Origin of the sequence: Olsenella sp. An270 (assembly GCF_002159735.1) — a bacterium.
GTDB lineage: Bacteria > Actinomycetota > Coriobacteriia > Coriobacteriales > Atopobiaceae > Thermophilibacter.
Genome location: NZ_NFJF01000004.1, coordinates 113,839 through 126,821, shown reverse-complemented (window position 1 = coordinate 126,821; position 12,983 = coordinate 113,839). Strand labels below are relative to the sequence as shown.

The 12,983-nt window shown below is 70.0% G+C and carries 13 protein-coding genes; 1 reads left to right on the top strand and 12 read right to left on the bottom strand.

The genetic code is table 11. The features are described from left to right. Positions 1-22: 22 nt before the first annotated feature. The 3 genes from ychF to B5F73_RS05975 are packed head-to-tail and all read right to left on the bottom strand — an operon-like array spanning position 23 to position 3,477. Complete coding sequence (gene ychF, locus B5F73_RS05985) at positions 23-1,099, bottom strand: redox-regulated ATPase YchF (protein WP_087227344.1); 1,077 nt, start codon at positions 1,097-1,099, stop codon at positions 23-25. Between the two features lie 47 nt (positions 1,100-1,146). Then, the gene (locus B5F73_RS05980; protein WP_087227343.1) at positions 1,147-2,436 is read right to left on the bottom strand and encodes a 4Fe-4S dicluster domain-containing protein; all 1,290 of its coding nucleotides are present in this window, start codon (positions 2,434-2,436) and stop codon (positions 1,147-1,149) included. 48 nt (positions 2,437-2,484) lie between these two features. Further along, positions 2,485-3,477, bottom strand: coding sequence for a glycosyltransferase (locus tag B5F73_RS05975; protein ID WP_087227342.1), 993 nt, complete (start codon positions 3,475-3,477; stop codon positions 2,485-2,487). A gap of 88 nt (positions 3,478-3,565) precedes the next feature. On the opposite strand from B5F73_RS05975, the gene B5F73_RS05970 reads away from it, so the two are divergent. Next, entirely contained in the window at positions 3,566-4,681 is a 1,116-nt protein-coding gene (locus B5F73_RS05970; RefSeq protein ID WP_087227341.1) for a glycosyltransferase, read from the top strand. Between the two features lies 1 nt (position 4,682). Here B5F73_RS05970 and B5F73_RS05965 read toward each other — a convergent pair whose 3' ends face one another. The 9 genes from B5F73_RS05965 to rpsD all read right to left on the bottom strand — a co-directional run bounded on the left by B5F73_RS05965 (position 4,683) and on the right by rpsD (position 12,968). Beyond that, entirely contained in the window at positions 4,683-5,750 is a 1,068-nt protein-coding gene (locus B5F73_RS05965; RefSeq protein WP_087227340.1) for a glycosyltransferase family 2 protein, read from the bottom strand. A gap of 128 nt (positions 5,751-5,878) precedes the next feature. Continuing rightward, positions 5,879-6,658, bottom strand: a complete 780-nt coding sequence (locus B5F73_RS05960) for a hypothetical protein (protein WP_087227339.1) — start codon at positions 6,656-6,658, stop codon at positions 5,879-5,881. A gap of 30 nt (positions 6,659-6,688) precedes the next feature. Continuing rightward, positions 6,689-7,597, bottom strand: a complete 909-nt coding sequence (locus B5F73_RS05955; protein ID WP_204206269.1) for a putative manganese transporter — start codon at positions 7,595-7,597, stop codon at positions 6,689-6,691. Between the two features lie 286 nt (positions 7,598-7,883). Then, positions 7,884-8,678, bottom strand: a complete 795-nt coding sequence (truA, locus tag B5F73_RS05950; RefSeq protein WP_087227338.1) for a tRNA pseudouridine(38-40) synthase TruA — start codon at positions 8,676-8,678, stop codon at positions 7,884-7,886. Positions 8,679-8,716: 38 nt separating this feature from the next. After that, positions 8,717-9,478 (bottom strand): energy-coupling factor transporter transmembrane protein EcfT, encoded by a 762-nt coding sequence (locus tag B5F73_RS05945; RefSeq protein WP_087227337.1) that lies wholly within the window; start codon positions 9,476-9,478, stop codon positions 8,717-8,719. Next, complete coding sequence (locus tag B5F73_RS05940) at positions 9,471-10,781, bottom strand: ABC transporter ATP-binding protein (RefSeq protein WP_158094772.1); 1,311 nt, start codon at positions 10,779-10,781, stop codon at positions 9,471-9,473. The genes B5F73_RS05945 and B5F73_RS05940 overlap by 8 nt, the downstream gene beginning before the upstream one ends. Positions 10,782-10,850: 69 nt before the next feature. Continuing rightward, positions 10,851-11,381, bottom strand: a complete 531-nt coding sequence (gene rplQ, locus B5F73_RS05935) for a 50S ribosomal protein L17 (RefSeq protein WP_087227335.1) — start codon at positions 11,379-11,381, stop codon at positions 10,851-10,853. A 27-nt stretch (positions 11,382-11,408) separates the two neighbouring features. Next, positions 11,409-12,350, bottom strand: a complete 942-nt coding sequence (locus tag B5F73_RS05930; protein ID WP_087227334.1) for a DNA-directed RNA polymerase subunit alpha — start codon at positions 12,348-12,350, stop codon at positions 11,409-11,411. 24 nt (positions 12,351-12,374) lie between these two features. Continuing rightward, complete coding sequence (rpsD, locus tag B5F73_RS05925; protein ID WP_087227333.1) at positions 12,375-12,968, bottom strand: 30S ribosomal protein S4; 594 nt, start codon at positions 12,966-12,968, stop codon at positions 12,375-12,377. Positions 12,969-12,983: the final 15 nt, after the last annotated feature.

The window sequence follows — 12,983 nt, the reverse complement described above, 5'->3', positions numbered from 1 at the left end:
CTAGGGGCGGGTTCTTCTCGCCCTACACGTTGAAGCGGAAGTGCATGACGTCGCCGTCCTGGACGACGTAGTCCTTGCCCTCGATGCGGAGCTTGCCGGCGGTCTTGCAGCCGGCCTCGCCGCCGAGCTCGACGTAGTCGGCGTAGCTGGCGACCTCGGCCTTGATGAAGCCGCGCTCAAAGTCGGAGTGGATGACGCCGGCGGCCTCGGGGGCCTTGGCGCCCACGCGCACGGTCCAGGCCTTGACCTCCATCTCGCCCGCGGTGAAGTAGCTCTGCAGGCCGAGCAGCCTATACGCCGCCTGCGCGAGCGTCTCCAGGCCGCTCTTCTCGAGGCCCAGGTCGGCCAGGTACTCGGCCGCCTCCTCGGGCTCGAGCTCGGAGAGCTCGGCCTCCACCTTGGCGCAGATCGGGATCGGGGTGACGCCGTCGATGGGAGCGAGCTCCTCGCCCAGCTGGTCCTCGTCGACGTTGGCCACGTAGAGGATCGGCTTCATCGTGAGGAGGAAGAGCCCCTTGGTCTCGGCGCGCTCCTCGTCGGTCATCTCCATCGTCCCGGCGCGGTTGCCGTCGTTGAGCCAGTCGAGCAGGCGGCGCGCCACCTCGAACTTGGGCATGAGCTCCTTGTCGCGCTTGGCGTCCTTCTCGAGGCGCGGCAGCTGCTTCTCCAGGGACTGGATGTCGGCGAGGATGAGCTCGGTCATGATGGTCTCGGCGTCGCCCGCGGGGTCCACGAACTCGCCCACGCGCCCGACCTCGCGCATGACGTTGGGGTCGGAGAAGTAGCGCACGACCTCGCAGATGGCGTCGGTCTCGCGGATGTTTGCCAGGAACTGGTTGCCCAGGCCCTCGCCCTCGTTGGCGCCCTTCACCAGGCCGGCGATGTCGACGAACTCCACCGTCGCGGGCACGATGCGCCCGGGGTGGACGATCTCGGCCAGCTTGCCGAGGCGCTCGTCGGGCACGTCGACGATGCCCACGTTGGGGTCGATCGTCGCGAAGGGGTAGTTGGCCGCGAGGCCGCCCTTCTTGGTGAGCGCGGTGAAAAGCGTCGACTTGCCCACGTTGGGCAGGCCCACGATGCCAATGGAAAGCGACACGTCCTTCTCCTTACTATGACGCCGACAAGAACGGGGTTCTTGTCGCCCTAGTGCCTCCCGGCGTCCGCCGGGTCGTCGTCGAGCCTCTCCAGCGCGTCGGCGACGCGGTTCAGCTGCTTCTTGCCCTGCGCCACGTACTCGGACGCCTTGGCCTTGGCCTGCTCCTTCTTGCGGGCGACCTCCTCGGCGACCTTGTCGGGGATCACGAGCTCGCGCACGTCCATGCGCTCCATGGCGAGCGCCCCCTCCTCGCACACCCTGACGCAGGCGCCGCAGCTCACGCAGTAGGCGCTCTGCACCGTCACCTGGCCGCTGCGGTCGAGGTCGAGCGCGTGCGTGGTGCAGACCTGGGCGCAGTCGCCGCACATGGTGCACAGCGCGTGGTCGCACACGGGGACCTCGAGCCTCACGAGGTCGGCAAGAGACTCGTCGTGCTGCAGGGCGCCCATCATGAGCTTGCGCCCCTGGGTGAGCAGGCGCACGTGGTTGTTGGTCGTCTTGGAGCCCACCGCGTTCTCGAGCTCCTTCTGCAGGCGGTTCAGGCGGGAGGAGTGGTCGGAGATCTTCTTGGCCACCGCCTTGGCGCCGGCGAGCGCCGGGTTGGTGCGCGTGACCAGACGCTCCACGGACGTCACCGCCCCGCTCACAAACTGGCTTCGCTTGTAGGCCCGCGTGAGCTCGTGGGTCATCGCCGACTCCTCGACCTCCAGGCCGACGGCGGCGTCGGCCCACTCCTCGGCGGTCGCGATGGCGTCGGCGTAGGTCTCCTCGCCGGTGGTGGTGCGACAGCGGTCGCAGATGCCCACGGGCAGGTAGACGTTGATGTTGTCGTAGTCGGCGAGCAGCGAGAACCACAGGTCGCGCGAGATCGAGCCCACGCAGGCGAGCACGACCTCGTTGCCGTGCGGCAGGCGCTTCAGCGCGCGGGTGCACGTCACGTAGCACTGCTCGTAGGAGGACGCCACGCGGGCGATCTGGTCGTAGAGCTGGCGCGGCATGTGGCGGCGGTTGGCAAAGGCCTCGGTCGGGCAGACCGCGCCGCACAGGCCGCACTTCCGGCAGTCGTCGGCCACCGAGACCGACTTGTTGTGGATGGTGATCGAGTGCGTGGGGCACACGTCCAGGCAGCGCGAGCAGACGTCGGTGCGCTGGCTGGCCACGCGCAGGCAGCGCCCCGAGTTGGCGAAGGGCTTCTCCTTGTAGTCGGCGGGGTTGAAGACCTTCTGCTCCCCGTCGTCCATGAGGGAGCCCACCATCTGGTTGGGCATCTCCTTGAGGGAGCGCCAGTCGCTCTGCAGGTCTATGAGCTCATCGAGAAAGTCTCTCTTCTCGGCCACGTGCGTCGTTCCTCTCCTCGCGTCACGGTCTTCCATTGTACGCCCGCGCTACGCGAGCGGCGGCATCGGCTCCCAGCTGGGGTCGTGCAGGATCTTGCGCGCGTCGCGGTGCCCGGCGACGAGCCGGCGCATGCCCGAGACCAGGTGCTCGCGGTCCACGACGGCGATCCTTATCAGCTCCTTGGCAAAGGTGAGCGCCGTGCCCAGCGCAAAGCCGAGCGGGCTGTACTCGCCGTGGAGCATGAAGTAGCGGGCCAGGTGGCCACGGTTGCGCGTGATGTAGTAGCGGGTCATGTCGGACGTCGAGTTGAGCTGGCGGACCGACCCGACCGACTGGTTGGCGACCTCGCGCCGGCGCGACAGGACGTAGTCGGGGACGTAGTAGACGGGCGTCACCTTGCTCGCCAGGTACCCGTAGATCGCGTCGTCGAGGTAGATGAAGAAGCGGGCGTCGGGGAGGCCGATCTTCTCGACCACCCCGCGCGAGAAGAACCCGCCCTCAAAGCAGAGCGCGTTTGCGAGCTTGTAGCGCTCCCCCGGGCGCCATGCGTCGCGCGAGAGCGGGTTGTAGATCGCGAGGCGCGGCCAGAAGCGGTGCTGCCAGAAGAAGTGGCCGCCGTCGAAGTCGCGGCGCTGGCCCATGACGGCCTCGGCCTCCTCGCTCCAGCGCGCGAGCGTCTCCAGGCCGTCCGGCTCCACGGCGACGTCGTCGTCCATGACCCAGAACCACTCGGCACCCAGGTCAAAGGCGCGGCGGACGCCCTCGGAGAAGCCGCCCGACCCGCCGGTGTTGGTCTCCATGCCCACGTAGACGGCACGCGAGGTGCCGCCCGCTGCGTCGGGGTCGTCCTCGCAGACGCCCCAGAGGGCGTCCGAGCGCGCCGCGAAGTCGGCCACGATGCGGGCGGTCTCCGCGGAGTTCTCGTTGTCCACGACCACCACGCGCCAGGGCGCCACGGTGAGCCCGAGCACGGAGTCGAGAAGCTCGGCGAGAAGGCCCTGTCGCCGGTAGGTCACGATGACGATCGCGGCTCGCCTCATGCTTTCCCCTCCCCCGTCGCGGTCCGGACCCGATGCTGCCCTAGTATTATAGGGTACGCCGCAGGGAGCCCCCGACCCAGGGAGGGTCATGAGCGCCATAAACCCATCCGGTAACCACGAGCTGGTGTCCGTGGTCATCCCGATCTACAACGCGGAGGGCACGCTCGACGAGTGCCTGGCCAGCATCGAGGCGCAGACGCACCGCGAGCTCGAGGTGGTCTGCGTGAACGACGGCTCGACCGACGCGTCCGCGCGGATCGCGCGCGAGCACGCGGCGCGCGACGGCCGCATCGTCGTCGTGGACAAGCCCAACGAGGGCTACGGGGCGTCATGCAACCGGGGCGTCGCCACCGCGCGGGGCACGTGGGTCGCGATCGTGGAGCCGGACGACGTGCTCCCCGAGACCGCCTACGAGGACCTGCTCGCCTGCGCCGACGCCGCGGGCGGCAGCGCCGCCGTGGACGTGGTGCGCGGCGCCTACTGGCGGACCTTCCCCGACGAGCGGGGCAACGAGGTCCGCGTGAGCTGTCCCTACCGAGGGCGCGTGAGGCCGCGGCGCCAGCCCTTCGCGGTCGGCGACGGCGTCGAGCTCCTGCGCCATCACCCTGCGATCTGGGCGGGCTGCTACCGCCGCTCGTACCTCGTCGAGCAGGGCATACGCTTCCCGGAGGTGCCGGGTGCCGGATGGGCGGACAACCCCTTCCTCGTGGAGACGCTCTGCCGCACCCACCGGATCGCCTACACCGACGACTGCGTCTACGTCTACCGGGAGCGGGACCTCCGCGAGGCGGAGTCGCTCGCGGGCCGCGCGCCCACGACGCCGCTCGAGCGCTGGAACGACATGATGGACGTCGTGGAGTTCGCCGGGGTCACCGACCGCCGCGTCCTCTCGGCACTCGCGCTGCGCGGCGTGAACTACGCCCTCATCACCCTCGAGGGGGCCGGCGAGGACGCCCCCGGCGTGCGGGAGCTCCTGGAGCGCTCGATGGGGAGGCTCGAGCCCGAGTTGGTCTTCTCGGAGCCGGGGATCTCGTCGGCGGGCCGCGCCCTCTACGCACGCGTACGCGGCGTCGACGAGCCGCGCGGCGGCGGCCTCGCCCATCTCGCCTACCTCGTGCGCGAGGGGCTGTATCGCGTGCGGACCAACGGTCTGGGATTCTCGGTCAGGACGGCGCTGAGCCGTCGCGGGGGCAGGCTCGTCTGAGCTAGACGTAGGCGTCGGGCATGGCCCAGACGGCATGGCCGCTGCCGAGCAGCGAGAGGAGCCGGGCCTGCGCGCAGACGAGACGCACGCTGCGGCCGCGTATGGGCGCGAGCATCGAGCGGGCGGCATTGCTCGCCGGACGCGCCACCGAGGCCGCGAGGCGGGCCTGGTCCGTCCCGATCATCGCCTCCACGGCCCTGCGCTGCTCCGCGGGCGGCAGTTCGCTCCCGCACATGCTCTCGATGCAGGCCACGAGCCGCTCGACGTAGCGACCCTGCAGCATCCCCATGCTCGCGGCGTCGCCCTCCAGCCCCCAGTGGCGGTACAGGCCCAGGAGCGCCGCGTGCTCGCGCTCGAGGAGCCGGTAGCCCTCGGCGCGACCCAGGCCGCGGTCGACGGGCGCCGTGCGGCGGTCGACGCGGCAGCAGGCGCCCCCCGCCACGCCCACGCGCTCGACGTCCGCGAGGTAGTCGAGCACGAGAAGGTGTCCGAGCGGGTCGCCGGAGGAGAAGGACAGGCCGAGCTCGCGCAGGCGGTCGAGCAGGAGGAGCTTGCCGCCGACGGGCATCAGCTGGCCGGACGAGAAGAGCTGCCAGGCGGAGGTCCTGAAGTCGTGCTGCGTGGGAAAGACCGCGGCATCGGAGGAGAGCTCGACCTCGGTGGTCCGACCGCCGGCCCCCACGAGGCCAAGGTCCATGCCGCCCACGACGAGCTCGAGCGAGCGCTCCTCGGCGAGCGAGACGAGGTCGGAGAGCATGTCCGCGCGTGCGTAGCCGTCCGCGTCCGCGACCACCACGTAGCGGCCTCCCGCACGCTCCAGGGCGACGTCGAGGGCCTCCTGGCGGGTGCAGGCGTCGGCACGGACGAGCTCAACGCGCAGGTCGCGCTCTGCCACGGCTTCGACGATCCGGGCGGTCGCGTCGGTCGATCCGGCGTCGACGACAATCAGCTCGAGGTCGCGCAGGGACTGGTTCTGGACGCTCTCGACGGCGCGGCGGACGGACCCCTCGGCGTCATGGGCCACCATGAGCACCGAGACGACTGGCCCTCTGGTTGTGCCGTGCGCCATCTCCGCATCCTCCCGCCCCGGCGTGGGTTCGCGGCCGGGGACACTCCCTAGGGTATCAGCGCGGCACGACGGCGCCGTCGGCGCAGAAAAACGACAGAGTTGCGGCAGACGCGGTCCTTCTCGGCAGCCTACGCGGCGGCGAAGCGCCCGATGGCGACGCCGAGCTGCGTGCGGTCGATGACCTGACGTCCCGTCTCGGAGACGTTGCCCGCCTCGTCGGTCGTCGTCTCCGCCACGAGCGGGGCGTCGGAGACCGCGAGGTTGGCGACGCCGATCGACGAGAGCGTCTCGGCGAAGGAGAGGAGCCCGGTCGCATCCATGTTCGTCCTGATCTTGGAGAGGAAGCCCGAGGCCGAACGCACGAGGTTCTCCGTCCCCGACCCGGCGAGCTGGGCCGCCTCCTCCAGGACGTCCCCGGTCGCGAGGATGGCGTTGTCAAAGCCGATGCCCGCGGCGCTCCCGAGCGGGGCCACGCAGGCGGCGTAGCCCTGGGACGAGAAGAGCTCCCCCAGGGTGGTCGGCTGGTCGTCGACCGTGAGGGCGAGGTCCGTCGGCACGTTGACGAGCGCGGCGGTTCCGGCGGTGGCATTGACGGAGAGGATCCGCGCGCTCGTGAGCGAGCCTCCGTCCTCGAGGCTGTCGGAGGTCAGCAGCAGCGTGCTGTGGACCTCGTTGCCCGTGTCAACGTAGCCCTCGGACGGGCCCGCGGAGCCCGCCTGGGAGAGGAGCGCGTCCCCGAGCGCGTTGTCGCCCATGCGGCTCTCGAGGTTCGCCCGGTTCCAGGCGAACATGACCACGGCCACGGTCGCCGCGATGGCGACCACGGCCACGACGGCGCCGATGACGTTGCGTCGGGGGCTCGGCTCGGGCACGTCGGTCCGCTCGAACCTCTCGCGCTTTCTGGGCATGTCACACCGTCCTTCTCGCTGGATAATCACTTACAACAGGATACCCGACGCGGAGGCGAGAAGTCCCGCCGCCACGGCGACGAGGTAGACGAAGACCGTGACGAGGGCGTTCTGGCGCGCGTCGGCGTTGGTGCGCCACAGCACGAGCAGGCCCACGCCCCCGGAGGCGAGAAGCCCCGCGAGCATGGGGCCGGTGGCGAGCACGCCGTCGAGGTAGAGCTCCGTGATGGCCACGCTGGCCCCGCAGTTGGGGATGAGGCCCACGAGGGCCGCGACGAAGGTGGCGCGCACGGGGTGGTTGGCGAGGAGCGCGCCCAGGGCGTCCTGTCCCACGTATTCGATGACCAGGCCAAACACGAACGTCACCGCCAGGATGAACAGGGTGACCTGCACCGTGTGCACGAGCGCCGACCGGACGATCGCCCAGCGTCCGTGACTATGGCCGTGGTCGTGATCGTGATCGTGGTCGTCGTCGCAGTGGCAGTGCTCGCGCTCGCAGAGCTCGCGAATGTGGACGTGGCCGTCGCCGGCGCGGTGCCAGGCGCGCAGGAGCGCGTCGACGACGAGGCCCACCACGAGGCCGATCGCCACCTTGACGCCCATGATCGCCGCAAGCCGGCCGAGCGGCTCCTGGTGGGCCAGGAAGACGGGCACCATCTCGTCGGATGTGGAGAGCACAACCGCGACGAGCGTGCCGACCGTGACCACGCGGCCCGCGTAGAGCGTCGCCGCCATGGCGGAGAAACCGCACTGGGGCAGCGCCCCCAGGAGGGCGCCCACGACCGGGCCCGCCTTGCCCGAGCGCTCCACGGCGGTGCGCACGTGGGCGCTCGCGGAGTGCTCGATCGCCTCCATGGCGAGATAGGTCGCAAAGAGCAGCGGAACGAGCTCAAGGGTGTCGAGTACGCTGTGCTCGAGGACGTGCAGGACAAAATCCAAGACGATGCCTTCCAAACGAAAGTTAGCTCAGGCTATTCTACCCCGACGGTGCGCGGGTCTTTCTCGCCCGCGCGGGTCTTTCTCGCCTGCGCCGGCCGTTCCGAGAAGGTTATGCGGCCCCTCCGAGGTTATGCGGCATCCTGGAGGTTATGCGACATCGCTCTCGTCGACGAAGCGGCAGGTAAAGCGCTTGGCGAGAATAACCTCACCTCAGCGCATGTCGCATAACCTCAGACGTGTTGCATAACCTCACGGGCGGATGGGTCGGTCGGCGTGGGGCCGGCCGTCATGCCCAGGGCTCGAGCGCGCCGTCGGGGTACTCAACCCCCACGAAGGTCAGACCCTTGGCGGGGGCGCAGGGCCCGGCGGCGGCGCGGTCGCGCGCCTCGAGGACGTCCGCGAGCCAGCCCTCCGGACGGTGCCCGCGGCCCACCTCCACGAGCGAGCCGGCGATCGTGCGAACCATGTTGTGCAGAAACGCATTGCCCGTGATGTCTATGACCACGAGCTCCTCCCCCGCCTCCGCGATGCGCGTCACGTCGAGCGCGCCCACGTAGCGGCAGGTGGGCTTGCCCTCGGCGGAGGTCGCCTTGCAGAAGCTCTTGAAGTCGTGCTCGCCCAGGAGCGGGCGGGCGGCGCGGGCCATGGCGCTGGCATCGAGCTCCCCGCGGTACCACCAGCTGTGGTCCCACGCGAGCACGGGACGCGCCTGCGATGCCGCGATGCGATAGCGGTAGCTGCGGCTGAGCGCGTCAAAGCGTGCCGAGAAGCCCGCGGGCGCGCGGTAGAGCGCCTGCACGGAGAGGTCGTCCGGCGTGAGGGCGCAGAGGCTGCGCATGAGGCGGCTGCCGGGGAGGGCGAGCTCGGCCTCGCTCACGGGCAGGCTCACGTACTGCGCGATCGCGTGGACCCCGGCGTCGGTGCGCCCGGCGCAGGTGAGCTCGCAGGGTCGGCGCAGCGTGGTCTCGAGCGCGCGTCGCAGCTCGCCGGCCACGGTTCGCACGCTCGGCTGCTCCGCGAAGCCGGCAAAGTCGGCGCCGCGATAGCCCAGCCGTATGACCAGCGTCCCGTCCTCGGACATGACTCTCCCTTCGACGATGCCTAGGGTAGCACACGGCGTCACGCCAGCGCGACGGCCAGCGCGGCCCAGGCGACGCCCACCGCCAGCGCCACCACGTCGCGCCCCGGGAGCGGGCCGAGAAGGACCGTCTGCTCGCCGGTGTAGCAGCGGTCGCACATGGCGCTCGCGAGCTCGTCCGCGCGACGGAAGAGCCCCACCACGAGCGGAACCAGGACCTGGCCCCAGCCCCGCAGGCGCTCGAGGGGGCCGCCCTCGTCCAGGCGGGCGCCGCGGGCCCGCTGCGCGCACCTGATGCGGTCCACCTCCTCGACCGTGAGCGGGATGAACCTGAGCGCGATGGAGGAGGACGTCGCGATCGCCCCCACCGGCACGCCCACGCGCCGCAGCGGCGCCAGGAGGGCAGCGAGGGCGTCGGCGATCGCGGGAGGGGGCGTCGTCGACGAGAAGGACAGGGCAAACCCCACCACGAGGGCGATCCGGCACACCACCGTGACGCTCCTCGCCAGGCCGTCGAGCGAGACTCCCGGCTGACCCACGAGCACGACGGCGTTGGAGACGACGGAGAGCGCGAGGACGATCGCCGCGGGGCGAAGGCCCATGAGGACCGTCGCCGGCGACGTCCTGCTCGCCGCGAGCGCGGCGACGAGCCCGAGCGCGGCGACGGCGAGCCCCCAGGGCGCCCCGGACGCGAACGAGGCGACCGTCGCCGCGAGCAGCAGCACGAGCTTGGCGCGCGGGTCCATCCGGTGCAGGGGCGTCTCCCCCGGGGCGTAGGCGCCCGGGACGCGCACGCTACGCATGCTCCCCCACCCCCTCGACCCGTCCGTCCCGGAGCCGGACGAGCGAGTCCGCGCACGACGCCCACTCCTCCGGGTCGTGCGTGATGACGACGACGGCAGCCCCCTCGTCCGCCAGGCGGCAGAGAAGCGCTTGGAGCTCGCGGACGCCGTCGGCGTCCAGGCCCGCCGTGGGCTCGTCGAGCACGTAGGCGCCCGGTCGCCCGGCGACAACGCCCGCGAGCGCGACGCGGCGCATCTGCCCGCCCGAGAGCTCGAAGGGCGAGCGGTCGAGCAGGTCCTCGCCCACGCCGATCGCCCCCGCGGCGTCGCGGGCCGCCCCGAGCGCGTCGGGGACTCCCCGCATGCGCGGGCCGTAGGCGATGTCCTCGAGGACCGTGTCGCAGAACAGCTGGTCCTCGGGCCGCTGGAACGCGAGCCCGACGTCGCCGGGGCGCACCGCACGCCCGTCGAGCGTCACCTCCCCGCTATCCTGCGCGAGCACGCCGGCCAGCACGCGGGCCAGCGTGCTCTTGCCCGCGCCGGAGGGCCCGGTGACGAGGGTGAGGCCCCTCAACTCCAGGGACACGTCGCTCAGCGCCGGGCGCGAACCATACACAGCTGTCAGTTTTGACCCCCTGAGGGTGTGATTTGACCTAGGTGTGCATGGTTGCCTCGAGTAGGCGGGCGCCTCGCGGGGCAGCTCCCCCTCGGTGAGACGCCCGCCCCTCATGGCCAGAACCCTGTCGGGCCTGAGAACCGGCTTGTGCGAGATCTCGATCACGCCCACGCCCCTCGCGGCGACCTCGTCCACGACACGGGCCACGTGTGCGCGCGTCGCTTTGTCGAGCATGGAGGTTGCCTCGTCGAGCACGAGGTAGCGCGGGCGCATCGCCAGGACGCCGGCGAGCGCGACGAGCTGCTGCTGACCGCCGGAGAGCTCGGAGGTCATGCGGTCGCGCAGCCGCGAGATGCCACAGGCGTCGAGCGCCTCGTCCGCGCGCGCGACGACCTCCTCGCGCGGGAGGCCGAGGTTGCGCGGGCCAAAGGCGACCTCGTCGGACACGACGGCGCTCACCAGCTGGTTGCGCGGGTCCTGGCGGACGTAGCCCACCAGGCGAGCCAGGCCGTCGACCGCCCCGTCGACGCTCACGGTGCCGGAGGAGGGAGGGAGCGAGCCGTTGAGCAGACGTGCGAGCGTGGACTTGCCGGAACCGTTGGAGCCGAGCAGCAGCACGCGCTCGCCGGCGCCCACGGTGAGCGAGACATGGTCCAGCACGCTGCTCTCCCCGTCAAACGAGAAGCAGACGTCCCTCAGCTCGATCATGTCCCACCTCCTCATGAAAAAGGCCCCGGCACGTGGCCGGGGCCCGAACGTACGATGAGCGGCGCGAGGTTACTCGGCCTTCTCCACCTCGGCGGGAGCCTCCTCGACGGCGGTCTCCTCGGCCTCGGCGGCCTCCTCGACGACCTCGGTCTCCTCGGCCTTGGGCTCCTCGACGGGGGCCTCCTCGACCTTGGTCACCTTGGCGACGGGGGCGGCCTTCTTGGCCTTGGCCTTCACGGGCTCGGTCACGAGCTCCATGATGACGATCTCGGCGCCGTCACCCTTGCGGGGGCCGAGCTTCATGATGCGGGTGTAGCCGCCGTTGCGGTCGGCCCACATGCCCTGCTGGGCCTTCTCGAAGACCTCGCGGACGATGTCCTTGTCGCCCACGGTCGCGATGGCGAGACGACGGCTCGCGACATCGCCCTTCTTGGCCCAGGTGATGACGTGGTCGACGTCGGCGCGGATGGCCTTGGCACGAACGTCGATCGTCTTGATACGGTCGTTCTCGAACAGGGCGCGAACCAGGCTGCGCTTCATGGCCTTGGTGTGGCTGGCGTCGGTGCCGAGCTTCATGCCCTTCTTCTTGTTGTGTCGCATTTCTCGCTTCTCCTAAATCCGGCGCGCCTAGGCCTTGAGGGACAGACCCATGGTCTCGAGCTTGTCCTTGACTTCCTCGATGGACTTGACGCCAAAGTTCCTGATGTTCAGAAGGTCGTTCTCGGAGAACTCCACGAGCTGGCGCACCGAGTGGATGCCGGCGCGCTTGAGGCAGTTGTAGGAGCGGACCGAGAGGTCCAGGTCCTCGATCTGCTTGTCGAGCTCGACGTTGTCCTCGACGGTGCCCGTGGCGAAGATGGAGGCATCCTCGACGGGCTCGTCCTCCTCAGCCAGGCCCATGAACGCGGTCATGTGCTGGTTGATGATGTTGGCAGCCTCGACGACGGCGTCACGCGGGGAGATGGCCCCGTTGGTCTCGACCTCGAGGACGAGACGGTCGTAGTCGGTGTGGCGGCCGACGCGGCAGGCCTCGACGGCCTTGGCGCAGCGGCGGACGGGCGAGTAGAGCGAGTCCACGTGGATGATCCCGATCGGGTCGTTCTCGCGCTCGTTGTCCTCGCCGGAGACGTAGCCGCGACCCACGCCGATGCGCATGCGCATGGTGAGGTGGGCGCCGGCACCCAGCGTGCAGATGGTCTGCTCGGGGTTGACCAGCTCGAACTCGGCGGGAACGTCGAAGTCGCCGCCGGTCACCGTGGCGGGGCCGTCGATGGAGATGGAGGCCTCCGCCTCGTCGCCGGTGCCCATGGAGCGGAAGACGAGCTTCTTGACGTTGAGCACGATGTCGGTGACGTCCTCGTAGACGCCCTCGACGGTGGTGAACTCGTGCTGGATGCCATCGATCTGGATGGCCTCGACGGCAGCGCCGGAGAGCGACGACAGGAGCACGCGGCGCAGGGAGTTGCCGAGCGTGTCACCATAGCCGCGCTCGAGCGGCTCTGCGCTCACGCGGGCGAGGTTGTCGTTGATCTCCTCGACCGACACCTGGGGTCGGATGAATTCGGACATTGCTACCTCCAAATCTGGTCGGGCCTACTTGGAGTAGAGCTCGACGATCAGCTGCGCGTCGATGTCGAGGTCGATCTGATCGCGCGTGGGGAGCTGGAGGACGGTGCCCTTGAGCTTCTCGATGTCAACCTCGAGCCAGGCGGGAACCGCCATGTGCTCGGAGGAGATGAGGGCCTCCTTGATGGGGAGCAGGTCGCGGGCCTTCTCGGCAACGGCGACGACGTCGCCGGCCTTGACCTGGTAGGAGGGGATGTCCACGCGGCGGCCGTTCACGGTGATGTGGCCGTGACGGACGGTCTGACGGGCCTCCTTGCGCGTGCGGGCAAAGCCGAGACGGAAGACCACGTTGTCCAGGCGGCACTCGAGCAGGCTCATCAGGTTGTCACCGGTGATGCCCTCGCGCTTCATGGCGAGGACGTAGTAGTGACGGAACTGCTTCTCGAGAACGCCGTAGATGAACTTGGCCTTCTGCTTCTCGCGGAGCTGCATGCCGTACTCGCTCTCCTGGCGACGACGGCGACGGGGCTCGCGGTTGGAGGTCTTGTTGATGCCCATCACAACGGGGTCGATGCCGAGCTGACGGCACCTCTTGAGGACGGGAGTCCTATCGATAGCCATTGATATTCCTCCTAG

Excerpts from the sequence above, each read along its gene's own strand:
- B5F73_RS05975 (WP_087227342.1), bottom strand. The coding sequence starts at position 3,477 with ATGAGGCGAGCCGCGATCGTCATCGTGACCTACCGGCGACAGGGCCTT.
- B5F73_RS05970 (WP_087227341.1), top strand. The coding sequence starts at position 3,566 with ATGAGCGCCATAAACCCATCCGGTAACCACGAGCTGGTGTCCGTGGTC.
- B5F73_RS05965 (WP_087227340.1), bottom strand. The coding sequence starts at position 5,750 with ATGGCGCACGGCACAACCAGAGGGCCAGTCGTCTCGGTGCTCATGGTG.
- B5F73_RS05960 (WP_087227339.1), bottom strand. The coding sequence starts at position 6,658 with ATGCCCAGAAAGCGCGAGAGGTTCGAGCGGACCGACGTGCCCGAGCCG.
- truA (WP_087227338.1), bottom strand. The coding sequence starts at position 8,678 with ATGTCCGAGGACGGGACGCTGGTCATACGGCTGGGCTATCGCGGCGCC.
- B5F73_RS05945 (WP_087227337.1), bottom strand. The coding sequence starts at position 9,478 with ATGCGTAGCGTGCGCGTCCCGGGCGCCTACGCCCCGGGGGAGACGCCC.
- B5F73_RS05940 (WP_158094772.1), bottom strand. The coding sequence starts at position 10,781 with ATGATCGAGCTGAGGGACGTCTGCTTCTCGTTTGACGGGGAGAGCAGC.
- rplQ (WP_087227335.1), bottom strand. The coding sequence starts at position 11,381 with ATGCGACACAACAAGAAGAAGGGCATGAAGCTCGGCACCGACGCCAGC.
- B5F73_RS05930 (WP_087227334.1), bottom strand. The coding sequence starts at position 12,350 with ATGTCCGAATTCATCCGACCCCAGGTGTCGGTCGAGGAGATCAACGAC.
- rpsD (WP_087227333.1), bottom strand. The coding sequence starts at position 12,968 with ATGGCTATCGATAGGACTCCCGTCCTCAAGAGGTGCCGTCAGCTCGGC.